This is a genomic window from Psychrobacter glaciei (assembly GCF_014652895.1).
GTDB lineage: Bacteria > Pseudomonadota > Gammaproteobacteria > Pseudomonadales > Moraxellaceae > Psychrobacter > Psychrobacter glaciei.
This window is the reverse complement of record NZ_BMZR01000007.1, coordinates 73,241-96,281: the sequence shown is the minus strand read 5'-3', so window position 1 is coordinate 96,281 and position 23,041 is coordinate 73,241. Positions and strand designations below refer to the sequence as shown.

18 protein-coding genes are annotated in these 23,041 nt (G+C 44.2%); 4 read left to right on the top strand and 14 right to left on the bottom strand.

Annotated features, from left to right (window positions below; all coding sequences use genetic code 11):
- Positions 1 to 412 precede the first annotated feature (412 nt).
- Positions 413 to 1,579 carry a D-alanyl-D-alanine carboxypeptidase family protein gene (locus IE130_RS12740; protein ID WP_189586550.1) on the top strand — a complete coding sequence of 389 codons (1,167 nt, stop codon included), beginning with the start codon at positions 413 to 415 and terminating at the stop codon, positions 1,577 to 1,579.
- 274 nt (positions 1,580 to 1,853) lie between these two features.
- On the opposite strand, the gene IE130_RS12735 is transcribed toward IE130_RS12740, so the two are convergent.
- The 12 genes from IE130_RS12735 to IE130_RS12680 all read right to left on the bottom strand — a co-directional run bounded on the left by IE130_RS12735 (position 1,854) and on the right by IE130_RS12680 (position 17,771).
- Complete coding sequence (locus IE130_RS12735; RefSeq protein WP_189586547.1) at positions 1,854 to 3,812, bottom strand: sensor histidine kinase; 1,959 nt, start codon at positions 3,810 to 3,812, stop codon at positions 1,854 to 1,856.
- Positions 3,813 to 3,976: 164 nt separating this feature from the next.
- The gene (gene der / locus IE130_RS12730; RefSeq protein WP_010199034.1) at positions 3,977 to 5,398 is read right to left on the bottom strand and encodes a ribosome biogenesis GTPase Der; all 1,422 of its coding nucleotides are present in this window, start codon (positions 5,396 to 5,398) and stop codon (positions 3,977 to 3,979) included.
- Between the two features lie 570 nt (positions 5,399 to 5,968).
- Positions 5,969 to 7,177 carry an outer membrane protein assembly factor BamB gene (gene bamB, locus IE130_RS12725; RefSeq protein WP_189586543.1) on the bottom strand — a complete coding sequence of 403 codons (1,209 nt, stop codon included), beginning with the start codon at positions 7,175 to 7,177 and terminating at the stop codon, positions 5,969 to 5,971.
- Positions 7,178 to 7,368: 191 nt separating this feature from the next.
- Entirely contained in the window at positions 7,369 to 8,160 is a 792-nt protein-coding gene (locus IE130_RS12720) for a YfgM family protein (RefSeq protein ID WP_189586540.1), read from the bottom strand.
- 65 nt (positions 8,161 to 8,225) lie between these two features.
- A complete protein-coding gene (gene hisS, locus IE130_RS12715; protein ID WP_189586537.1) occupies positions 8,226 to 9,527 on the bottom strand; it encodes a histidine--tRNA ligase in 1,302 nt (433 codons plus the stop codon).
- 90 nt (positions 9,528 to 9,617) lie between these two features.
- Positions 9,618 to 10,733 (bottom strand): flavodoxin-dependent (E)-4-hydroxy-3-methylbut-2-enyl-diphosphate synthase, encoded by a 1,116-nt coding sequence (gene ispG, locus IE130_RS12710; protein WP_189586534.1) that lies wholly within the window; start codon positions 10,731 to 10,733, stop codon positions 9,618 to 9,620.
- Between the two features lie 53 nt (positions 10,734 to 10,786).
- Positions 10,787 to 11,605, bottom strand: a complete 819-nt coding sequence (locus IE130_RS12705) for a helix-turn-helix domain-containing protein (protein WP_189586623.1) — start codon at positions 11,603 to 11,605, stop codon at positions 10,787 to 10,789.
- Positions 11,602 to 12,537, bottom strand: coding sequence for a type IV pilus biogenesis/stability protein PilW (pilW, locus tag IE130_RS12700; protein WP_010199028.1), 936 nt, complete (start codon positions 12,535 to 12,537; stop codon positions 11,602 to 11,604). The genes IE130_RS12705 and pilW overlap by 4 nt, the downstream gene beginning before the upstream one ends.
- Before the next feature lie 265 nt (positions 12,538 to 12,802).
- Complete coding sequence (rlmN, locus tag IE130_RS12695) at positions 12,803 to 14,032, bottom strand: dual-specificity RNA methyltransferase RlmN (RefSeq protein WP_189586531.1); 1,230 nt, start codon at positions 14,030 to 14,032, stop codon at positions 12,803 to 12,805.
- Between the two features lie 300 nt (positions 14,033 to 14,332).
- Entirely contained in the window at positions 14,333 to 14,764 is a 432-nt protein-coding gene (ndk, locus tag IE130_RS12690) for a nucleoside-diphosphate kinase (RefSeq protein WP_189586527.1), read from the bottom strand.
- 291 nt (positions 14,765 to 15,055) lie between these two features.
- Positions 15,056 to 16,345 (bottom strand): adenylosuccinate synthase, encoded by a 1,290-nt coding sequence (locus IE130_RS12685; protein ID WP_010199020.1) that lies wholly within the window; start codon positions 16,343 to 16,345, stop codon positions 15,056 to 15,058.
- Between the two features lie 130 nt (positions 16,346 to 16,475).
- A complete protein-coding gene (locus tag IE130_RS12680) occupies positions 16,476 to 17,771 on the bottom strand; it encodes an ATP phosphoribosyltransferase regulatory subunit (RefSeq protein ID WP_189586524.1) in 1,296 nt (431 codons plus the stop codon).
- Between the two features lie 501 nt (positions 17,772 to 18,272).
- On the opposite strand from IE130_RS12680, the gene IE130_RS12675 reads away from it, so the two are divergent.
- Positions 18,273 to 18,662, top strand: coding sequence for a DUF2237 family protein (locus IE130_RS12675; protein WP_189586521.1), 390 nt, complete (start codon positions 18,273 to 18,275; stop codon positions 18,660 to 18,662).
- 137 nt (positions 18,663 to 18,799) lie between these two features.
- Entirely contained in the window at positions 18,800 to 19,954 is a 1,155-nt protein-coding gene (gene corA / locus IE130_RS12670) for a magnesium/cobalt transporter CorA (protein ID WP_373299695.1), read from the top strand.
- A gap of 108 nt (positions 19,955 to 20,062) precedes the next feature.
- On the opposite strand, the gene IE130_RS12665 is transcribed toward corA, so the two are convergent.
- Together IE130_RS12665 and folD are read right to left on the bottom strand one after the other, a co-directional pair.
- Positions 20,063 to 20,581: a phosphate-starvation-inducible protein PsiE gene (locus tag IE130_RS12665; protein WP_189586515.1), complete on the bottom strand. Its 519-nt coding sequence runs from the start codon at positions 20,579 to 20,581 to the stop codon at positions 20,063 to 20,065.
- A 106-nt stretch (positions 20,582 to 20,687) separates the two neighbouring features.
- On the bottom strand, positions 20,688 to 21,575 hold the full coding sequence (gene folD / locus IE130_RS12660) for a bifunctional methylenetetrahydrofolate dehydrogenase/methenyltetrahydrofolate cyclohydrolase FolD (RefSeq protein WP_189586512.1): 888 nt from the start codon (positions 21,573 to 21,575) through the stop codon (positions 20,688 to 20,690).
- Positions 21,576 to 22,007: 432 nt separating this feature from the next.
- Here folD and rluB point away from each other — a divergent pair, with 432 nt between their 5' ends.
- Positions 22,008 to 22,955 (top strand): 23S rRNA pseudouridine(2605) synthase RluB, encoded by a 948-nt coding sequence (gene rluB / locus IE130_RS12655; protein ID WP_189586509.1) that lies wholly within the window; start codon positions 22,008 to 22,010, stop codon positions 22,953 to 22,955.
- Positions 22,956 to 23,041: the final 86 nt, after the last annotated feature.

The following is a 23,041-nucleotide window of genomic DNA, read 5'->3' as shown; positions in this document are numbered from 1 at the left end:
TGCCCTATCAAATTCAATAACTGGAATGATAGCGTAATGGGCTTAATGAATAAGCTCATTACGCTTAGAAGAAGCTTGCTATCACCCGACTGTCCAATTGCAGTGGGTGCGGCAAGCTTTTTTGTGGTACGTGAAAAATATGCATAAATCCTGATATATCGAAATGCTTTATAAGCGTTGTCTCTCTTTTTTAGTCGCGTCCTATTTTTTGTATTTATCGATTCCCCATCGGTTGGCATTTTGCTAAGATAAGGCGTTAATTTTATGTCCGTCGCTCAGGCATGGTTTTCCTCATTCACATACTCTTTTAAACCCTTATATTTAACACATACGGTTTGATAGAAGGTGTGAGGTTTAGTACCAGCTATGATGCGACAGATACATTTGGTTCCATGATGCGGTGTAACAATCTATGACAGTAAAGCGTGTAAAAAAACAGCTGGTGCAGCTGGTAGTTGGCATGAGTATTTCTATGAGTGCAGTGATGGCGAGCGCCGCCATTCAGCCACCTGAAATGGAAAATACAGCCTATGTGCTAATGGACTACAATACTGGTGAAATTTTGGCACAAAAAAATGCCAATCAAGCTCTTCCACCAGCGTCTCTAACAAAAATGATGACCAGTTACATCATTGAGCAGCGCTTAGCATCAGGTGATCTCAAAGAAGAAGAACAAGTATTGATGAGCAAAAATGCTTGGTGTCGCGGTAGTAGCAGTCAATCTTGTATGTATGTGCCGGTGAACAAGACGGCCAGCGTTATCGATATGCTGCGCGGTATTATCATTCAATCAGGTAATGATGCCTCAAAAGCGATGGCAGAGCATATTGCTGGTAGCGAAGACTCATTTGCCATCTTAATGAATGAGCAAGCGCAAAAGCTTGGTATGGAGAACACCCACTTCGTTAACTCTACGGGCATGCCTGACGAAGGTCATGAAGCCTCTGCGTTGGATTTGGCCAAGTTGGCGCGCGCTATCGTCAAAAATAGCGGTGACTATTATGGTATTTATGCCGAAAAAGAGTTTACCTACAATGGCATTACGCAAGGTAACCGTAACGCCCTACTCAGTACCGACTCTACTGTTGACGGTCTAAAAACAGGTCATACCGATGCCGCTGGCTATTGCTTAGTCGCCTCAAGCAACCGCGAAGGCATGCGTTTAATCTCTGTCATTATGGGTACAGAAAGCCAGCAAGCACGTGCCGATCAGTCACGTGAGCTACTCAACTGGGGCTTTGGTCATTTTACTACCGTAACCAAAGCACCTGCTGGCCAATTCGTAAGCAAAATCCCTGTATGGTTTGGAGAAGCTGAGGAAGTAGAGCTAACCACGGGTGACAATCTGCAAATTTTGACCAGCAAAACGCAGAAAAATAAAATCACGACCGTGGTTGATATCCCTGAAAGCCTGGAAGCACCTATCAAAAAGGGTCAAGAAGTTGGCAAATTGATGGCTGTCATTGATGGTAAAGCAGTCGCATCAGTGCCTATCATCGCGACCAATGATGTCGAGCAATCAGGCTTTATGAGTCGTATGTGGCAACATGCCGTACGCTGGGTACAGAACTTATTTTAAAGTGACGCTGTCTGCTAGCAAAATGATTTTATAAAAGTATCAATCAATAAAAAAGACGCCTCAAATTTGGGCGTCTTTTTTTGTTTCTATACTGAGTTATAGCTATACTAATTAATACTTATATCTATTGCTTTTAAATCAATTAATTTCAATCCATTTTTGAAGTAATACCATTCACAATAATTAGAGTAGCAAGGAAGAAGAGTGCAAGTACTACATATTGTAGGCTAAGCGATTTTGACACAGCTAATCGTATTTTTGTGAATGGTATAAGCTATGCCCATAGTAGCCAACTTTTTAGCAGATCACTTAAGGCTTTATCATCATAGGCGGCGCTATGGCAATAATCGATGCCAGCCGCTTTTAGCCCATGCTCAAAACTGTCTAAATATTGCGCTTGATCTGGAGCGTACCAATACACTAATAAAGCACGGTACTCACTCTCGTAGCTTTCGAACTGGCGTATACGCTTGGCTATGACTTCAGCATTACTCGATGGCACGTCTTCTGCAAACATCACCATATCGACTTTTCTCGTATTTAGCTCATCGATAACGAGATGCCCCTGCTGATGACAGATGACCACCGCTCCCAAACGCTGGAGCTCATCCACCAAAAACCCTGTTTCATGAATATAATAGTAAACCACAACCAAACCAGCCAACAGGTTTTGCTGATGAACGTGGTGTTTATTGGGCAAAGGAATAGTAAACATGAACTGTGTACCGACGCCTAAGGTACTCTCAACCTCGATAGTCGCGCTCATTAGCTGAGCGATTTGTTTGACCACTGGCAAGCCGATACCCGTCCCCTCATATTGACGGGTTTGTGATGAATCTACCTGAAAAAATGGGTTGAAAATATCCTCGATATAATCACTATCGATCCCAATACCGGTATCTCTAATAGTGATTTGCCAACGGTTACTGTTGTCAAAGTGGGTCAATTGCGAGGTAATACTCACTTGCCCTACTGGGGTAAACTTAATCGCATTACTAAGGAGTATCGATAATACCTGTTTTATTTTGTCGACATCGCCTTCGAGAGTATAGTCTATATGATAGACATGGCTGAGTAAGGTCAAGCCTTTTTGTTTAGCAATAGACTCAAAATCCACCAACAGATCAGCAATTAACTGAAGCGGATTAAACTCACTCGAATGGATGCTAATCTGACCTTTTTGTATTTGATTCAACTGGATGATTTGGTCAAGCGACAATACCAATTTTTCACTACCATTACGAATGATATCTAACGCGTCTTTTTGCTCATCACTTAGTCGCTCATCATCTAATATCTGTAAGCCGCCCACAATAGCATTCAGCGAGGTTTTTAACTCATGGGTAATCATACTTTGAAAATTATGCAGCTGTACATTTAAAGACAAATCCTTATGATGTAACTGCTGCTCAAAAACAGCAAGTGCTTCATAGTCTTGTTGTGCCTTTTGCAAGCGATCAAACAAAACAGTGAAAGTCTGCTTAATTTGCAGCAGTTCTTGAAACTTAAACTGCTGCGAAATAACGGGCAGCTGTTCAAGCTCTGGGTGCTTGCTAACGATTTCACATACGTCGGTTAGCGCTGCAATATCTTTGACAGGCCAGCTGAGTTTGCGCAGAATATATAGCATCCAGATGACAGCCAATATAGTGGTGATAAGCCATAATAGTAAATTGCTGCGCAACCAGTTGGCACGCAGTTTATCTACGTCCAAAGTTATATTAATATAGCCAACCAAGGTACTATCATCAGTTAACGCCTCAAGGTCTGGCGGATCGATCATGTTGTCTGATAAAGGCTTGTCTGTTTGCTCAGTAGTGGCTATCGTTGCAGCGCTATCGGTAGTGATATCATCACTGACAACCGGATAATTGAAGCTGACCGTATCAGAGAACAAAGCGTTTTGCCAATCATCATGTGACTGGTAGGCTGTGAACCTATCTATATCTGCAATAGGCTGCGGTGTTGAATAAAATAAAATACTTTGGATATTTGGTTCTGCCGCCAACACAATACTGACTTGCTTGGCAACGGTATCTGCACCGTCTATCGTCGATGCACTGCTCGTCAGTAAGGCAGCCAACTGCTGAATATGCCGATGCTTTTGCTGATAGTGATGCACAAAACCATAGACAAAAGACAATAGAATACCTACCAGCACAGCCAAAATGATGGCCTGCACGACAGAGCGCCAGATAAACTTAGGAAGGATTTGCAACGGCTGGTTGTTCATGTCACTCAACTGAGTTAAGACGACTGGTTATTTATATTACAGGTATTTGCAAGACATGATAAGAGCAACATTAGTATACTCTGTTGCAGCCTTGTTATAACAAAGCTGCAGCAGAGTATACTTTGGGGCTTTATAAAGAACTGAAAAGTAATAAGCCTACCGCTTTAACGAGGTTTTTTATCTTTGGTGGTGAACTTTTGCGCTCGATTGCGCTCACGCTGACGCAACTGCTGTGCCTTCGCTTTGGTCGGCGTATCGCTTTTGTTGGCGTATGGGTTTTCGTTCAGCTTAAAGACTACGTTAAGTGGCGTACCTTCGAGCTTGAAAACCTGACGGAATTGGTTTTCTAGGTAGCGCTGATAGCTTTTAGGCAGCGAGCCAGTTTGGTTACCATGGATAACAATCACGGGTGGATTGTGACCACCAATATGGGCATAACGTAGCTTGATACGACGACCAGCAACCGTCGGTGGCGGATTGGCGGTCACTGCATCTTGTAAAATCTGGGTCAAACGGTTGGTTGACACTTCAAACATAGAAGATTGATAAGCGCGTAAGATGGATGGATATAAGTTACCCACACCAGTACCGTGTAATGCTGAGATTAAGTGCACTTTTACATACGGAATGAAGTTAAAGCGGCGATCCATCTCAATTTTGATATAGTCTCTTTGATCTTGTGTCAGACCATCCCATTTATTGATCGCTACCACTAAGGCACGACCTGCATCGAGTGCATAGCCTATCATATGCAAATCTTGGTCAACGATACCTTCGTGGGCATCAATGACAATAACCGTGACGTTAGAGTCTTCAATCGCTTGCAAGGTTTTGATAACCGAGAATTTCTCTACTTTTTCATCGATTTTTCCGCGGCGACGAACACCAGCGGTATCAATCAATACGTAGTCTTTGCCATCGCGCTTATAAGGGATATAAATGCTGTCACGTGTGGTACCAGGCATGTCAAACACCACGACGCGGTCTTCACCCAATAAGCGGTTTACCAAGGTAGATTTACCAACGTTTGGACGACCGATGATGGCAAGCTTTAAGCCTCTTGGTTCTACCATCGCATCTTGTTCAGGCATGTCGGCGGTCAGTATTTCTAGCAAATTACCGACACCGCGACCATGACTGGCAGCCATTGGATACGGCTCGCCCAAGCCTAAAGCATAAAACTCTGCAGGCGCGGAGTCATGTACACCATCGACTTTATTGGCAACCACATAAACGGGTTTACCAAGGGTATGCAAGAATTTACCGATTTCGGCATCAGCGCCAATCATACCAGCACGGGCATCAACCACAAATACGATGATGTCTGCTTCGTGAATAGCAGTATGCGACTGCTCAGACATATAATCATCGATGTTGCCGCTACCATCATCAGCTTCACCAATACCGCCCGTATCGACGACAATAAAGGCTTTGCCTTCATATACCGCATCGCCGTATTGACGGTCACGAGTCAGCCCTGACAAATCAGCAACCAGTGCCTGCCGACTTTTAGTGAACTGATTAAATAAGGTAGATTTACCGACGTTTGGACGACCAATTAAGGCGACCACAGGCTTGATACTCATGGGTTACTCTCAGTGAAGGGTACAATGACGGATAAGACAGCTACTCGTTTAATGATATGAGTAAATATACTGCGCTTGACCGTAAACTAAAATGAATGATAAATATAAAACGATATAGTCAATACTCTATAAATCAAATACGGTGTCAGGCTCGCTTAGTCTACTATTTGTAGTACTTTCACTCGCCTTTCTTGTCTCTAAATTATATTGAACTGACTATAGCAATAAAAATGAATTATTGGCTATTTTACAATAATAGATGATATATCTAGTGACTGCATTATTACCGAATACTGGGTATAGATGTCATCTAATAGACATCATATGCAGGCACTACATACCGCTATTATATAGAGATAATGTTGGCAGCGCATCGGTCGCATAGAGTACGCGAAACCTCAGCGTTAAACAAGCCATTTGCAAAAGGCACGAAACGCCGACGAAGCAGCGTTTATTCCTCGTAACATCGACATAGCCTCATCATAGCCTCATCATAGCATCGACATTGAGCAGTACGCTTAATCACAGGCTTAAAAAAACCTTATTAATAAAGCGCCTGCTCATAAAACCTTAGCGAGCCAATTGCCAAATAGCCACTTGACCTGAGGTACTTTGGGTCAACAAACGGCTACCTTCTGCTTGCAAGTTGGTGAGCGCACCTTTGGTCTCTACACGGCTGACGATTTTTCCGCTGGCAGGGTCAAATAAATGCACGACCCCATCATAATCACCCACTGCAATATAGTTTCCAATCATAACAGGGTTGGTTAAGTGGCGATAAGCCAACTCTTCACTTTCCCACAACATCTCACCACTGTTGCGATCATAAGCGACCACTTTTCCGTCCAAGCTGGTGGCAATAACTTGCTGGTTGTTTACTGTAAGCGCTTTTAGGCTGGCAAGATCATTAATAAACATGACTTGACGTGACGCTAAATCAATACCTAATAATTGCCCACTATAGCTAATGGCAAACAGCTGATTGTTACTGACGACAGGCTTGCCATCGACATCGCTCATACGCTCAACTTCGCTACTGCCCGCACCAACACCAACACGTCTTGACCACTGCGGTAGACCGCTATCGGTGGTCACAGCATGTAAACGCCCATCAGCCGTGGCCAATAACGCTGTTTTATCATCTAACAAAGTTGGTGCCGCACTACCACGTATGCTGATAGCGGGTACTTGGGTAGCAAATTGCCATACAGACTGGCCAGTCTGTAGTGATAAGCCGTGCAAGAAACCATCATTAGCTGACAAAATCACCCGATTATTAGTAATAAGTGCTGGTGACAATACCGATCCTGATAACTGCTGCTGCCAGCGTTTTGCGCCAGTAGTGCTATCAAAGGCCATAATTTGCCCGCCACGTGTACTGACAATCGCAGTCTGACTCAAGGCATCTATTGCGACACCACCTGTGATTTGATCACCTACATTGACTGACCACAGCTCTTGACCGGCATTATTAAAACCAGTCAAATCACCACCGCGCGAAGCAGTAACAATTTGCGAGTTGGCGTAACCCACTTGCAAATCAAGTGGATCTTTTTTGCTGGCTTTTTTGTTACCGACATCAGTGCTAAACACAGGCTGTAGCACGCTAATAGGCTGCGCAATTTGCACCAGTTTAATAGGATCGTTGACGACAGGTTTGATACCGCGATTACAGCCAGCGACAGCTGTTGCCATCGCTGCGATGACGGCGACATGCATAATCGTCATCTTGATGGTTTTAGCCTTTAACATGTTGCTAGAGCGAATAGATTGAGTCATTATAAGTTCTCACTACAAATAAATTAACAATTAATAAATTAGCCATCAGTAAATAAGCAATTGATCCGTAATAAAAAAGTTCGGTATATTGACCTTAACTTTGAATACTACCCTGCTGACTTGCTGCGCTACTTAGTTTGTAGAACGGTTTTAGTCATTCGATAATTGAGTTATCAGATAAATCATTAAAACTAAGAGGGTTGCTCAGTAGCAGCTGTCGTATTTTCAATCACTAATGGCTGCTCAGCAGTGGCAGACTCTTGAATTAGGCTAGCTTGCGACTCGATAGGCTCAGGCACGATACCAAGACTTTCCATTTTTAAAGCCAATACCGCACGTGTTTCTTGACGACTGCGTAATAATTCCCAAGCATTGTTATAAGACTTAATCGCTGAGTCCTTATTGTCTTGTGCCAAATACACATCGCCCAATAGCTCTTGCTGACTGGCTTCAAATGAGCTTGGCATATCGTTGTTGGCTTCGGCTAAGGCTGCATCTGCATCACCAGCAGCCAATAGCGTTTTGGCATAACGCAGACGAGTAATTGCTGTTAAACCTGCATCACCCAAATCGATTGCCAGTGCTTTTTTTAGCGTCTCGCTTGCCCCTGTAAAGTCATCACTATCAACTTGCTGGCGCGCTTTAATCATCAGTGCTTGCCACGCATAAACTGACTCACCATGCGTGCTCACCAAATTATCAATATCTTTGTCTAACTGCGTACGGCTCTCTGCCAGTGCCGTTTTCGCCTCTGCTTCTAAATCTGGGTTTTGTGATGCCAGACTGACTTCTTCATTCAACCGCTGGATGTCCGCATAATGATCAGCAGCAACCGTATCCACACGGGCATGATTGTCCTGCCAATACGTCCAGCCAAAATAGGCAGCCAGTGCCAACAAAATCGCAGTGACAATGTAACTGCCGTACTGCTTTAGGGCTTGCATTGAGTTGTCTGCATTCGGCGAATTGGGTGTCAGAGCCATAGGTAGTTACCTGATATAATTGTTATTAAATTACTGATATTAAAAACCAAAAAAGCCAAAACTGATTATCTTCGAGAAAAATTCTCTTTACTCAACAACCAGTCTTGCATAACGGTCTTTTGCTCGCCTGTCTGCATGTCTTTGATGCTAATGGTATGATCGTCCAGCTCTTGCTGCGCAATAATAACGGTCAGCGCTGCACCAGATTTATCCGCTTTTTTCATTTGCGCTTTCAGACTCGTCGCACTGGCCATTTTTATCCGTAAGTCTGCGCGGCTATAGCGTAAATTTTGCGCATAACCAATACCCGCGCTATAAACATCTGGGTGAGCCACGACAAAGACATCGCAAGCTGGCACATCAGCAATCGGAGCGACAGCTTCCATGAGCAATAATAAACGCTCAAGTCCCATAGCAAAACCAACCGCAGGCTCAGACTTTACTGGTTTTTTGTCGTCTTTATCATCACGTCCGCCGATAGACTTTAGCTGTCCAATCAAACCATCGTAACGCCCGCCAGCACAAACCGTCGCTTGACTACCTAGCTTGTCGGTTACCCACTCAAAGACGGTTTTGTTATAGTAATCAAGACCACGCACTAAATGCGGGTTAATCTCAAAACTGATGCCAAGGTCGGTCAAATACGCTTGCACTTGTTCAAAATGCGCGACGCTCTCTGCCCCTAAGAAGTCAGCAAGCTTTGGCGCGTCTACCAATACCGCTTGGGTGCTCGCCTCTTTACTGTCTAAAATGCGCAATGGATTGGTCGTCAAGCGGCGTTTGCTATCATCGTCTAACTGATCTTGTTTGTCGGTTAAATAAGCAACTAGCGCCTCGCGATAAGCATGACGCTCATCCAGCTCGCCCAAGCTATTCAGCTGCAAATGCATTTCATCTTTTAGACCCAGCTCTTGCCACATCAGATGCGTCATGGCGATCAGTTCAGCATCAGCATCCGGTAGCGCACTACCAAAGCTTTCGACACCCAATTGATGAAACTGACGATAGCGACCTTTTTGTGGACGCTCATAGCGGAACATCGGGCCGATATACCATAATTTTGGTGTATCGCCGCGCAGTAGATTGTGTTCAATCACTGCCCGTACCGCGCCAGCTGTGCCTTCAGGACGCAATGCTAGTGGTGTTGGTGGCTCAGACTTATCGGTAAAGCTATACATCTCTTTTTCGACGATGTCAGTTGCCCCGCCAATAGCACGGGCAAACAAATCAGTTTGTTCTACAATTGGCAGACGAATATGTTCATAACCGTATCTACCCAGCACATCAGCCAATATCGCCTCTAGATGCAGCCATTTTGCGGATTGGTCAGGCAAAATATCATTAAACCCTTTAATAGCTTTAATCATGGTACGGTCATATCCTTAAAAATTTTAACAAGTATTCTATTATTGTTGTGACGCTTCAACGAGCGCTATCGGAATCTGAATTATCCCAGCTTATTTTACACGAATAATTTCATTCTCACGTTTCTTGGCCAGCTCTTCTGCGTGGGCACGTACCATACTTTCTATTTCATCAACCAAGTTATTAGTGTCGATAAGATGGCTTTTTTCACCCATACGATAGACCAATGACTTACGTGCAGCGCCAACGATACCTATATCAGATTCCTTCGCCTCACCTGGGCCGTTCACTTTACAGCCAATCACTGACAAATTCATCGGTTCGCGCACATCTTCTAAGCGTGACTCTAATGCGGTCATCACTCTAATCACATCAAACTCTTGACGTGAGCAGCTCGGACAAGCAATAAAGTTCACGCCATTAGAACGAATATTGAGCGATTTTAAAATATCAAAGCCAATTTTAATTTCTTCTTCTGGCTCTGCTGCCAACGAGATACGAATGGTATCGCCAATGCCGTCCAATAATAAGCCACCGAGAGCAATGGCTGACTTGACCGAACCGGTACGATAAACGCCAGCTTCGGTGACACCTAAATGCAGCGGATTGTCGATTTGGGCAGAGATAAGACGGTAGGCATCCATAGTCAAAAACACATTGCTGGCTTTGACCGAGACTTTGTATTGATCAAAGTTCAGGCGTTCTAAAATATCGATATGACGCATCGCCGATTCCAGCATCGCCGCGCCATTCGGCTCTGTATATTTGCGTTGAATGTCTTTTTCTAATGAGCCAGCATTGACACCGATACGAATAGGAATGTTGTGATATTTGGCACAAGCGACGACTTCACGTACTTTGGCATCGCTACCGATATTACCTGGATTGATACGTAGACAATCTGCACCCGCTTCGGCAACCGATAGCGCTATTTTATGGTCAAAATGTACGTCGGCAATCAATGGTACGCTAACCAGCTTTCGAATCTCACCAAAGGCTTTGACCGTATCCATCGTTGGCGTTGATACGCGCATCAGATCGGCACCAGCTTCAACGCAGCGTTCGATTTGAGCCACGGTCGCGGCCACATCACAGGTGTCCGTGTTGGTCATGCTTTGCACACTTATCGGTGCATCGCCACCAATCGCGACATCACCGACATAGATTTTTTTGGTCAAACGACGGTTAATAGGCGATGGCATTGACATACATAAATCCTTTAATTAAAACTAAAAAGCAATAGGCTTAAATACAAAAAAGACTAAGGAGCCAACTCAAAACTGGCCTGCTTATCCGTTGCATAAGTATCTAGAGCGACGGCTTCTTGATTCAGCATTAAGCTAACATTATCGACATTATCAATCTGTACATTAAATGGTGGCATGCCTGATAATTTATAGTCACCAGCGGTCTGCGCACCATTCATCAAGTTGCTACCAGAAGCGTCAGTAATGCTGATAATGGCGTCATCTGTCAGTTTGACGTCTAAAACTGCCACATTGGTATTGGTGTCACCGCCTAAATTGAGCGCAGAGCCAGACGCGCCGACCCCATTGGCATTCGTATTAATCGCTGCACCTTGTGCTTGCTCGACGGCTGATATGTCCTCGACAGCGACGGTTGGTTCTTGGTTATTTTCTTTGCTCGCATTGCTCACCATACGAAATAGAAATATCGCTAAAATGATTAGCCCGATAACACCTATGATTAATAAAGGGTTAAAGCGAATACGGTTATGCGTATCACGCTGCAATGTACCCATTGGGCGCAAAGGCGTATCGGTATTGTTTGCCAATTGAGCTTTGAGCTCTTTGGGATAAGCGGCATCAAAGCTGCTTGCAATTTTTACCGGATCTAAATCCAAAAATTTGGCATAATTAATCGCAAAACCACGAGCAAAAGCGGCTTGCGGTAGCTCAGAGAAATTCTCACTCTCTAGCGCTTGTAGATGTCGTTTTAAAATAAATAGCTCAGCTGCCACCTCTTCTAAGCTGACTTGCTTATTTTTTCGGGCTTGTTGCAATACAGCACCAAATGATCCCTGCTGGTTAGATTGAGTGTTTGATGATGGGGTGGTCATTTCCATGGTGCCTCTGGATTATTAAGCCAAGTCTTAAGTTGTTTTGCCTCATCGCTTAACGGATAAGCGGATAAAAGCTGCTGTGCCAATTGCTGGCGCGTTGTTTTGTTATTTTGTGCAGCGGCAATTTTGATGCCTTGCAATAGTAAGCGCGGGCTAATGCCCTGCCCTTGTACCAGTATCAAAGTCTCATCATAGAGCCGCTGTGCTTGTTGCACACGCTGCTGCTCAAGCAATAAATCTACCAATTCAATATGGGCAATAATACTGTTTCGATTGCCATCCAACGCCCGCAAGAATGCTTTGGCGGCTGCCGGATGATCGTCGAGTTGCAGGTAAGTGCGACCCAAGTTTTCTAACGCCCCAATACGGCCTTCATAGCCTAATGCTGCACCGGCGATTTCAAACTGCGCCGCTGCTTCTTTGTAACGCTTCATCTGCGACAAATAAACGCCGTAATTATTGTGCGCTTGCTCAAAATCTTTATCAAGCGCGATGGCTTTTTTAAAATACTGGTCGGCTTTTTCAAGATTGATGCGGCTGCCTTCTTGCTGCAACAAAACGCCCATCATATCATAGGCTGGCGCGTAACGGCTATCCGCAGCAAAGGCTTTTTCTAGCTGACGCTGCGCGGTATCAAGCTCGTTTTTGCGGATATATTGCGCGGCAAGTGAGGTGCGCACACGAGCAATCTCTTGTTGATCCAAGTTGCGATCGCTAGTCGGTCGCGTGGACGTTTGATAAGGGGTGCTACCCGTTAGATCATTGGTCGTCGTACTTTGACAGCCGCTCACTAGCAAGCCTGCCAATGCACTTGCCAGCAGCATACGCTTTGGCGTAGCCAGTGACTCAATCGCTGATATCAACGGTTTGAACGCTGAAAGAAATGGTTTTTGATATTTGAACTGACAAGAATCTTTAGAAGTCATCATAGCCGCCATCATAAAACTGTGGTTCAGTACAGGGGATCAAAGAAGCATCAGTTTAATAGATTTAGCCCCCATAAGTACAATTTAGTTACTATTAATTGCTACCTTCATGGTTATTAGCAGTTATGACTACAATTTTATTACCGTTGTGATGGATAAAAGACAGCTAATTATCAAACCTTTATAGGCTGTTTATCATTTCTATCAATACCGTCTTCAGTTATCAATACCACTCTAAATCTTCTATGCTACCTCAAACCATATTACCCTACACGTTTTCACGATCTTTGATGCTTTGCTGCCACGCTGCCGAACGTCTAGTACGATCAGCAACTTGTCCGACTAATTGACCACAGGCCGCATCGATATCATCACCACGGGTTTGGCGAATCGTACACACAAATCCTGCTTCACTTAAAATATTGCTAAAAGCGTGGATACGATTATTGCTTGATTTATCGTAATTGGCATGTGGGAATGGATTAAACGGTATCAGATTAATTTTGCTTGGCAAATCACCTAATAAAGCCACCAATTGATGAGCGTGCTCATTGCTATCATTGACACCATCTAGCATTACATATTCAATCGTCACATGCTTTTTATGGCGCGGATTGACGTCATAAACATAATTGCGAGCGGCTGCCATCAACTCTTCTAGCGGATACTTTTTATTAATCGGCACTAGCTCATTGCGCAGCTCATCATTGGGTGCGTGCAGTGAAATCGCTAACGCCACATCGATATCTTGCGCCAACTGATACATTTTTGGCACGACACCTGAGGTTGATAATGTCACTCGACGTTTTGACAAACCATAGGCGTGATCGCTCAGCATCAGCTCCATCGAACCAACCACTGGCTTGTAGTTTAGTAGTGGCTCGCCCATGCCCATCATCACGACGTTGGTGACGTTATTTTCCCATAAGCTATGATCGACGTTTTCTAAGCTGTCATTGTCGTCAGTCATATAAGAGGCATTAGCTACCCATAATTGTCCGATGATTTCAGCCGCCGTTAAATCGCGCTCAAAACCCTGTTTGCCAGTACTACAGAAACTACAATCCAGCGCACAGCCAACTTGTGAAGACACGCATAAAGTCTTACGACCATTTATCTTGCTGTCATCTGCTGGAATCAGTACCGTCTCAACCAATGAGCCACCAGTCACTTCGAACACCCATTTCCGCGTGCCGTCATCACTGTATTGGCGATGAATGACTTTTGGCGGAACGACGCAAGCATTGGCTGATAATTTATCACGCAATGATTTGCTAAGATTGGTCATTTGCTCAAAATCGGTCACGCCCTGCTGGTATATCCACCTAACCACCTGCGTTGAGCGAAAAGGCTTTTCGCCAATGCTCTTAAAATACTCTGCAAGTTGGGCTTGCGTCATTCCTAGCAGGTTGGTTTTTGCCTGCGCTTCATCTACTAGCTTGATACTATCTGTTAGTTTAGTAGGGATATGTTGGATAGGTGATTGAACAGTGGACATAATAGATAACCTTTTTGCATAAGCTTAAATAAGCGGTGCAATTGTTTATATGGATGTTGTCATACATACATAATATATGAGTGCATGAGCAATCCGTTATGAGCGCATTTGATAAAAACATGCTGATAAGGGATTGATAACGCTACGTAAAACCAATAATGAGGCAAGTCGTTAAAGATTTCAATGAATAATAGGATTATTATAATAGCTAAAACGGCTTATACCCATAAGATATAAGCCGTCTTGCAAAACTAATTATTAATAACCAACACTATAAACGGATATTAATAATTGCTGCTACTAGCGCGTACGTGCACAAACTTCATCTTCATTGAAGAAGTAGCTGATTTCACGTGCAGCTGATTCAGCTGAATCTGAACCATGAACGGCGTTTTCATCGATGCTGCTAGCGAAATCAGCACGGATAGTACCTTCAGCAGCGTCTTTTGGGTTAGTAGCGCCCATGATTTCACGATGCTGAGCGATAGCATTTTCGCCTTCTAGTACTGATACCAATACTGGACCTGACATCATGAAAGATTTTAGATCGTTGTAGAATGGACGCTCAGCGTGCTCAGCGTAAAAACCGCCTGCTTTTTCGTCATCAAGTTGCATCATTTTTGCTGCAACAATTTTTAGACCAGCTTGCTCGAAGCGGCTATAGATAGCACCGATGTGGTTGCCAGCAACTGCGTCAGGTTTGATGATAGATAAAGTACGTTCGTTAGCCATGAAAAGCTCCTAATAAATGATAAATTCAATAAAAATAAAATGGTCAATGCTTTGTTTTATCTTTGGCCACAATGCTGGCTTGGGCAAACTTAAATAACTCATTGTCTATCAATACGATAATATGAGCGCCAACATAGGATTGCTGCCTATTATAATGATTAAGACTATAAATGATAGGGTTAATTTATGACCGTACCTTGCATAAAAGTAAAAACCCCAATGCTAAGCACTGGGGTTTTATCATTCAATATATCTATTGATAGTGAAACAAATATAAAGATGTTACTGCAATTACGCGTCGTATGGGTCACGCAATACGATGGTCTCTTCGCGGTCAGGACCAGTTGAGATGATATCGATAGGGCAATCGATCAATGCTTCGATACGCTTGATGTATTTTTTCGCATTTTCTGGCAAGTCGTCATAATTGGTGATACCAACGGTTGACTCACTCCACCCTTGTAAGGTTTCGTATTTTGGCGTAACTGACTCATAGAATTCAGCATCGTGCGCGCCTTTACATTCAGTCTCAGGCAAGTCGTAACCCACACCGATAAGCAGCTCTTCTAAGCCATCCAACACGTCAAGCTTAGTCAAGCAAATACCTGATAGGGAGTTCAGTACCACTGCACGACGTAAGGCTTCGGCATCGAACCAACCACAGCGACGCGCACGACCAGTGGTGGCACCAAACTCATGACCGACTTTGGCTAAATGTGCACCAACATCATCAAACAATTCAGTTGGGAACGGGCCACTACCAACACGCGTGGTGTAAGCTTTGGTGATACCCAGTACGTAGTCTAAATACAATGGACCGATACCAGTACCAGTCGATACGCCACCAGCAGTGACGCTTGAGCTGGTCACAAACGGATAAGTACCATGATCGATATCAAGTAATGTACCTTGAGCACCTTCAAACATCAGGTTCTTGCCAGCAAGGCGCAATTGATTAAGGTCTTCGGTCACATCGGTAACCATACCTTTAATTTCTTCTTTCCATTCTTTACAAAGCTTCAATGTCTCATCAAAATCAATCGCTTCAACTTTATAATACTGGGTCAATTGGAAGTTATGATATTCGATAAGATTGCGTAATTTTTCCTCTAAATCATCACGGAATAAATCAGCAAGCTTGATGGCACGGCGCGCTACTTTGTCTTCGTACGCAGGACCGATACCGCGACCCGTCGTACCGATTTTACCAGTACCGCGCTTGGCTTCGCGTGCTTGGTCAAGTGCGACATGATAAGGCATGATAAGTGGGCAGTTTGGTGAAATGCGCAGACGCTCACGTACTGGTACGTTATTGTCTTCCAGCTCTTTCATTTCTTTTAACAGTGCGTCAGGTGCTAACACCACGCCGTTACCGATGAAGCAGGTGACGCCTTCACGCAGGATACCTGATGGGATTAAATGCAAGACGGTGGTTTTGCCATCGACAACTAACGTGTGACCTGCGTTGTGACCGCCTTGAAAGCGAGCAACTGCTGAGGCTTTTTCGGTTAGTAAATCAACAATCTTACCTTTACCTTCATCGCCCCATTGGCTACCCAAAACTACGACATTCTTACCCATGATCAATCCTTACCTTTATGTATTGAGGTGTGTGCAATAACGGTTTAAAAAACTAAAATGATTTTGATAACGTCAAAAAATAACAGTCACGATAGCAACGTTAAGTATGGCTTACTTAAGAAAGCTATGTTTACACGCTCTGTAACTGCCACTCATTGTCTGCGAAACTTAAGCGATGCGTGACATCTGCTGGATGGTCTTGAGTATCTAATGGCATGGTAACGCGATAGCCCTGCTGACGTAGACTTTCCACTAGTTGTAGCAACGTCTGCTTCTGGGTCTTATCGGCATTGTGCAATGCGCTATAATCCACCAGCACAATATTTGGTGCATCAAGCTGCGTATGCGCGAGTAAACGGCTGACGTCCATACTAAAGCCGGTGGCTTCACGCGGCTGCTGTGTATAGCTCTGCATACCATCAAAACGTCCACCCCGTACCAACGGCTGGGTTTCATTATTGATATAACCGTTAAAGACAATACCCGTATGATAATGATAGCCTGACAACTCTGTCACATCGATACTGACCGGACATTGCCATTGCTCTTGTAGATGGGCAGTGAGACGTTGCAACTCATCAACAGCCGTTGCGATTTGCGTATCCTGCTGTGCTGTCGCTGACAGTTTTGCCAATAAATGCGCCATATCATGACCAAAGCGCGCCAATGCATAAAAGTCATCACCCATCGGTAGTGTTTGGCAAACCCGCTTTAGTTCTGGCAAATTCTTATTGGCATACAAGTTCATCAACTGCTGAGTATCGTGCGCTGGCAATTCAGCCAATTCAGCCAAACGCTTAAATATCGCTACGTGACCCAAGTCGATGTGCAAAGTGGCGCTCATATCCAAGCTATTCACCATGCTAAACAACACATCTATCAGTTCGATATCGGCAGCCAATTCACCGCAACCAAAAATCTCAGCACCCAATTGCAATGGTGTCCGTGAGCCAAAAAGCCCTGATGGCAAGGTATGAATCACATCACCTGCATAGCAATAACGAGCAATACCCGTGCCACCGTGATGCGCATCGATACGTAAAATCTGCGGGGTAATATCAGCGCGCACGCCCATCAAGCGACCGGTTAGCTGATCGATAATCTTGAAAGTTTGGCGCTTTAGATCTTCTGAGGCATCACTCAGCAGCGACTCGGTGAATTCAATCATTGGTGGATTGACCAACTGATAGCCGTGAGTAATCAGCTGCTGCGTAAGCTTGTGCCTGAGCACTTCTTGCTTTTGGGCATCTTCAAACAGCACATCCACCACCCCATCAGGCAACAACCAACTATTGGCAACGTCGCTGGCAAAGTTATTCAAATATGGCATGCTAGTGGAGGTAGCCGTGTTTTCGGCAGGCTGAGCCACCGTTTCATTTGTCGTATTTAACTGGGCAAGTTTTGCAGAATCAGAACTGACAGACACAATAAATCCTTGTTTGGCGTATCGCTTACCAAAAACGCGGTACTGATGCGGTACTGATGCGGTACTTATGCAGTACTTAAAGGTTATCTTTACAATTGCATTGATGCTGTGCATTTTTATTTTTAACGCGCAACATCATTGACCCAATTATTTATGAACAAACTAGGTAACCGCAAAAGGGTGAGTAATAAGTATAAGTTAGGACGATAAGACGAGTATCTTTATGCGCTAGTAAACCTTAATAAATCACCAAGGCACTTTATGCTTTAGTTTAGCATAGCAGTTAAGGTTCGCCTAGTGACAATTCGCCACAATCACTATCTAATTGCTGGTCATTACTGTCAAAGACACGGCGATTATAATCGTGTTAAATACGTTGTGGTTCAACTAAAAATGTTAATATCGCCTTGGTATAATGAAGACTGTCATCAGCATGGTTAGAACCACGTTTTCGACTCAGTCTCATGGTACACTACCCTATATTTTTATCTCGGAAGCCTTATGTCATCTGATTACCACCCAAACCCAGCCACTAACCAAAGCAACGTCTTAGGCACTGCCCTTGCCAGCTGTTGCTTTGATCCTATTACCGGCTTTTATCGCAATGGCTTTTGTCACACTGGCAATCACGACGTCGGTCAACATACCGTTTGTGCCAAGATGACCAGTGAGTTTTTAAACTTCTCCGCCAGCCGTGGCAATGATCTTATCACTCCGCTGCCTGAGTATAACTTTGCTGGTTTACAGCCCGGTGATTACTGGTGTATCTGTGCGCTGCGCTGGGTCGAAGCCCTAGATTTCGATATCGCGCCACAAATAAAGCTAGAAGCTTGTCACGAAAGCTTATTAAGCTTAGTCGATATTGAAACCCTAAAAAGCTATGCCCTATAGCTAAGGTGAGCAACCGATAGTAGCGTTTACGACAAATTTGGATTATTGAAGTTTTTTATTATATGACAGGAAAGTATATGGAAAATGATAATAATCAATTGATTAAAAAAACGGCTCATATTGCACCTGACTCCAATATGGATCATATCTATGCCAGCATGAGTGACAAGCATCTCTATCTAGACGATGATGATAGCTATATCTATGGTGATGCCGCTGCCACGACTGAGGACACCATTGAGACCATGACGGTCTACGATCCCGACTCTGAACGCTATGAGGATATTGACTCATCAAGTGAGGATGAGGTGGTCAGCTGCTATGCCTACTCCCGTAAAACTGGGGAAAATCTCGATACAGTAGCGCTCAATGATGTCAGTCGGGCGCTAAACAATAATGGTCAGTTTATTTGGCTCGGTCTCTACGATCCCAGTCTAGAGACCATGGTCAAAGTAAAAGAAGCCTTTGGTCTACATGAATTGGCGATTGAAGATGCTTTTGCCGATCATCAACGTGCCAAAGTTGAGAACTACGACAATGACATGGTGTTTGTGGTACTGCGTACGGCGAAGTTAGAGGACAATGTCATTCGTTATGGCACCACTGCGATATTCATGGGCAAAAACTACCTGATTACCATCCGTAATGGTCCGTCAAACTCCTACGCGCCTGTCCGCGAACATTGTCACCGTCGCCCTGAAAAGCTGCGTATGGGCCCGATATTTGTACTGCATGCCATACTCGATTTTATCGTGGATAATTATATGCCGATTACCGATCGTTTGGGTCGATATTTGCGCGAGCAAGAGCGCTATGTCTTTACCTATGAGTTTGACAAAGGCACGCTAAAAAATCTCTACGAGCTTAAGTCACAACTGGTACATATGCGCGCTATTATTTTACCTGTGCAAGACATCTGTAGCTTTTTTATTAATCACAAAAAAAGTGAGCTGGTCTCAGGATTTTCTCAAGCGGCAAAACCTTACTTTCGCGATGTCAACGATCACCTTTTACACTCGCTAGATGCCATCAATGGTCTCAATGAAATGCTCAGCGTGGTAATGAATACCTATATGGCTATGGTCAATATGGGACAGAACGAAGTCGTGCGTAAGCTTGCGGCATGGGCAGGTATCTTAGCCGTACCAACAGCGATCGCGGGTATTTATGGGATGAACTTTGACTTTATGCCCGAGCTGCATTGGAAGTACTCGTACCTTGTTATCATGACTGTTATTATCGCTTTGTGTAGTTACTTGTACTACAACTTTAAGAGACTTAAATGGTTGTGACATAAAGTGCTGTGCATAAAAAAGGGCTACCACTGGTAGCCCTTTTTTATGATGCTCACCAACTATAGTCAGTGAAAAGTAATATCGAACCATCACGTACTGCTGATATTATTCACGGCGGTGCTTAGTATGACTATCAGGCGCTTGGGCATTATCAGGCAACAGTGCTTTAACCGTTAGATTGGCATGCTGTTTATCGAGATTGTCTTCTGGACGACCGAATGTTTTTGCCGTCCACGTTAGTACCACGATAGAGCCACTCAATAGCATGATGGCCACAGAAATCGTCGCTAGCAGCCATAAATGAAAATAATCTGAGACCGCCTGTACATCGACGACCAAATGTCGTGATAAAGCGGTGATAGCAATAAATATCAAAAACTGTACTGGCAGACGATGGGTTTTAAAATAAATACCTATCATAGCGAGCAGCTCAAGATAGATAAATAACATCAAGATATCTTTTAAATCTGCTGAGCCTTTTTGAATAATACCAACGAACTCTTTACCGGCGGTCCAAACGACAACCACACTGATTAAAAATAAAATAACGTAATGACAGACATCGACAAACTCTCTACCAATACCTTGCAGTCGCTCGTGAATACCTACGTTTTTTTTAGCCATGTTTAAGTCCTATCAACTGAGATGTGGTTGATTTAGCCTGAGTCTTTGTACTATGGAGACTCAGACCCCTTATCTATCGGCAATCAGTATTCGTATGACTATCTTTTTAGCCAGCGTTCAATCCGGCTGATTTTTCAGCTGCATCGACCGTTTGGCGAATCAGCGTATTGATGGTCATTGGGCCAACGCCGCCTGGCACTGGCGTATACGCACTGGCAATATTTTCCACACCTTGCATTTCAATATCACCGACACCGCCATCAGCTGTTGGATGGAAACCTGCATCGATGACGACCGCGCCCGCTTTGATCCACTCTGCTTTAATCAATTCAGGCACACCTACAGCACCAACAACGATATCTGCACGCTTGATATGTGCCGCTAAGTCTTGAGTTCTTGAATGACAGATAGTTACGGTACAATTGGCATTTAATAGCATCATCGCCATTGGCTTACCTAAGATAGCACTACGCCCTACGACCACGGCCTCCAAACCTGCCAGCTCGATACCATGATGCTCTAATAAATGCATGATGCCCTGCGGTGTGCATGAGCCATAAGCGGACTGCTGCATCGCCATTCGACCAAAACCAAGACAAGTCACGCCATCGACGTCTTTTGCCAAGTCGATCTGCTCAAAGCAAGCACGCTCATCGATATGCTCAGGAACAGGATGTTGTAGCAAGATGCCATGGACATCAGGATTATTATTGAGCTCATCTATCTTAGCCAAGAGCTGCTCAGTGGTCGTGATACTCGGCATCTCAACACGTATAGAGTCCATACCAACACGCTTACAGGCATTACCTTTCATACGGACATAAGTGGCAGAAGCTGGATCATCACCGACCAATATCGTCGCAAGGCTTGGGGTGCGTCCCGTCTTATCCTTGATCGTATCCACGCGCACGCGTAGTTGCTGTTCTATTTGTTTGGCAAGTGCTTTGCCATCTAAAACGGTGGCGGACTCTTGGGCAGTAGGCGCGGTAGACATAGTAACTCCAATAGAGGGTACGATATAAAAAAATAAAGACAGCGCGCGCAAATACTTTGCATGTCTGTCTTATCCTTAATCAAGGTGTGATTTATACTGATATTGTACCTGCCTACGTCTAAAAATCCTAGCCTGTATTAGGGCATGTCCTCAATTCAGTCGACAGTCATACGCTCATCTAGCCACAATCGATCACCAGCCACAATCGACCACCAGCCGCAATACTCTCAGCATCGCCGCCTAACGCATGTTTAAGTGGATAGCCTTTCTAATAATACACTTGAAGCATTCATCACTAACAAGCCTCACGATTTAGAAGCTATTATAATTAACAGTAACTAGGGGCTGTATAGCCATCGTAAATAGCGTAGAATAGTCAGTCTAATTTTTTTACATTGAGAAATGTAAACCCACCGACTCAAGGACATGATTATGAAAGATGAAAAATTACAGAAAGCGCTCGCTCGTATGGGGCTTGGCTCACGTCGTCAGATGGAAGAAGTTATTAAATCTGGACGCGTAACAGTCAATAACGGCCCGGCAACCATCGGTGATCGCGTCGAACCAGGTGATGAGATTCGTGTTGATGGTCGTCAAATTAAATATACTGCCGAAAATGAGAAGCGTCGCCGCGTATTGGCTTACTATAAGCCTGAAGGTGAAGTGTGCTCTGCCAATGATCCAGAAGGTCGTCCAACGGTCTTTGAGCGTTTGCCGAAGCTGACTCATGATCGCTGGGTCATGGTCGGACGCTTGGATATTAACTCAACAGGTCTGTTATTGTTTACCAATGATGGTGAAATGGCGCATCGCTTGATGCATCCCTCTGGTGAAGTCACTCGTGAATACGCAGTACGTGTATTGGGTGAAGTGACGTCTGATATCGCGCGTGCGTTAACAGCTGGCGTGATGTTAGAAGACGGTATAGCAAAGTTTGAAGATATCAAAGAAGGCGGCGGTGAAGGCGTCAATAAATGGTATCACGTCCAGCTAAAAGAAGGTCGTAACCGCGAAGTACGTCGCTTATTTGAGTCGCAAGGCCTAAAAGTGAGTCGTCTACTGCGTACGCGCTATGGCACGATTGCATTACCAAAAGAGTTGCGTACTGGTCGTTTCTTAGAGCTCGACAGAAAAGACATCAATACCTTGACTGATCTAGTGAGCTTACGTCCACGTTATGGTACGGGTCTACATGGCGCGGCGAAAGAGAAGCAAGAGCGTATCAGAAACAAACCACTTAAAGCACGTCGCACTACTGACAGTCGTAGCGATAGCCGCAGTGGTAGCGACAATCGCAACAGCAGCGCGAAGCCTAAAAGCAGTGCTAGCCCTGCCAGTCGTGGTACACGCAATACCCGTGACCGCAACGACAAGCGTTAATTTAAACCTGCAATAGATTTAAATTAGACCATAAAAAAGCTGCCCATAATGAATATTTATGGGCAGCTTTTTTATGGGTTTTTTAT

Coding starts and splice junctions, on each gene's coding strand:
- IE130_RS12740 (WP_189586550.1), top strand. CDS start 413: ATGACAGTAAAGCGTGTAAAAAAACAGCTGGTGCAGCTGGTAGTTGGC.
- IE130_RS12735 (WP_189586547.1), bottom strand. CDS start 3,812: ATGAACAACCAGCCGTTGCAAATCCTTCCTAAGTTTATCTGGCGCTCT.
- der (WP_010199034.1), bottom strand. CDS start 5,398: ATGAGTATCAAGCCTGTGGTCGCCTTAATTGGTCGTCCAAACGTCGGT.
- bamB (WP_189586543.1), bottom strand. CDS start 7,177: ATGACTCAATCTATTCGCTCTAGCAACATGTTAAAGGCTAAAACCATC.
- IE130_RS12720 (WP_189586540.1), bottom strand. CDS start 8,160: ATGGCTCTGACACCCAATTCGCCGAATGCAGACAACTCAATGCAAGCC.
- hisS (WP_189586537.1), bottom strand. CDS start 9,527: ATGATTAAAGCTATTAAAGGGTTTAATGATATTTTGCCTGACCAATCC.
- ispG (WP_189586534.1), bottom strand. CDS start 10,733: ATGTCAATGCCATCGCCTATTAACCGTCGTTTGACCAAAAAAATCTAT.
- IE130_RS12705 (WP_189586623.1), bottom strand. CDS start 11,605: ATGACCACCCCATCATCAAACACTCAATCTAACCAGCAGGGATCATTT.
- pilW (WP_010199028.1), bottom strand. CDS start 12,537: ATGATGACTTCTAAAGATTCTTGTCAGTTCAAATATCAAAAACCATTT.
- rlmN (WP_189586531.1), bottom strand. CDS start 14,032: ATGTCCACTGTTCAATCACCTATCCAACATATCCCTACTAAACTAACA.
- ndk (WP_189586527.1), bottom strand. CDS start 14,764: ATGGCTAACGAACGTACTTTATCTATCATCAAACCTGACGCAGTTGCT.
- IE130_RS12685 (WP_010199020.1), bottom strand. CDS start 16,345: ATGGGTAAGAATGTCGTAGTTTTGGGTAGCCAATGGGGCGATGAAGGT.
- IE130_RS12675 (WP_189586521.1), top strand. CDS start 18,273: ATGTCATCTGATTACCACCCAAACCCAGCCACTAACCAAAGCAACGTC.
- corA (WP_373299695.1), top strand. CDS start 18,800: ATGGATCATATCTATGCCAGCATGAGTGACAAGCATCTCTATCTAGAC.
- IE130_RS12665 (WP_189586515.1), bottom strand. CDS start 20,581: ATGGCTAAAAAAAACGTAGGTATTCACGAGCGACTGCAAGGTATTGGT.
- folD (WP_189586512.1), bottom strand. CDS start 21,575: ATGTCTACCGCGCCTACTGCCCAAGAGTCCGCCACCGTTTTAGATGGC.
- rluB (WP_189586509.1), top strand. CDS start 22,008: ATGAAAGATGAAAAATTACAGAAAGCGCTCGCTCGTATGGGGCTTGGC.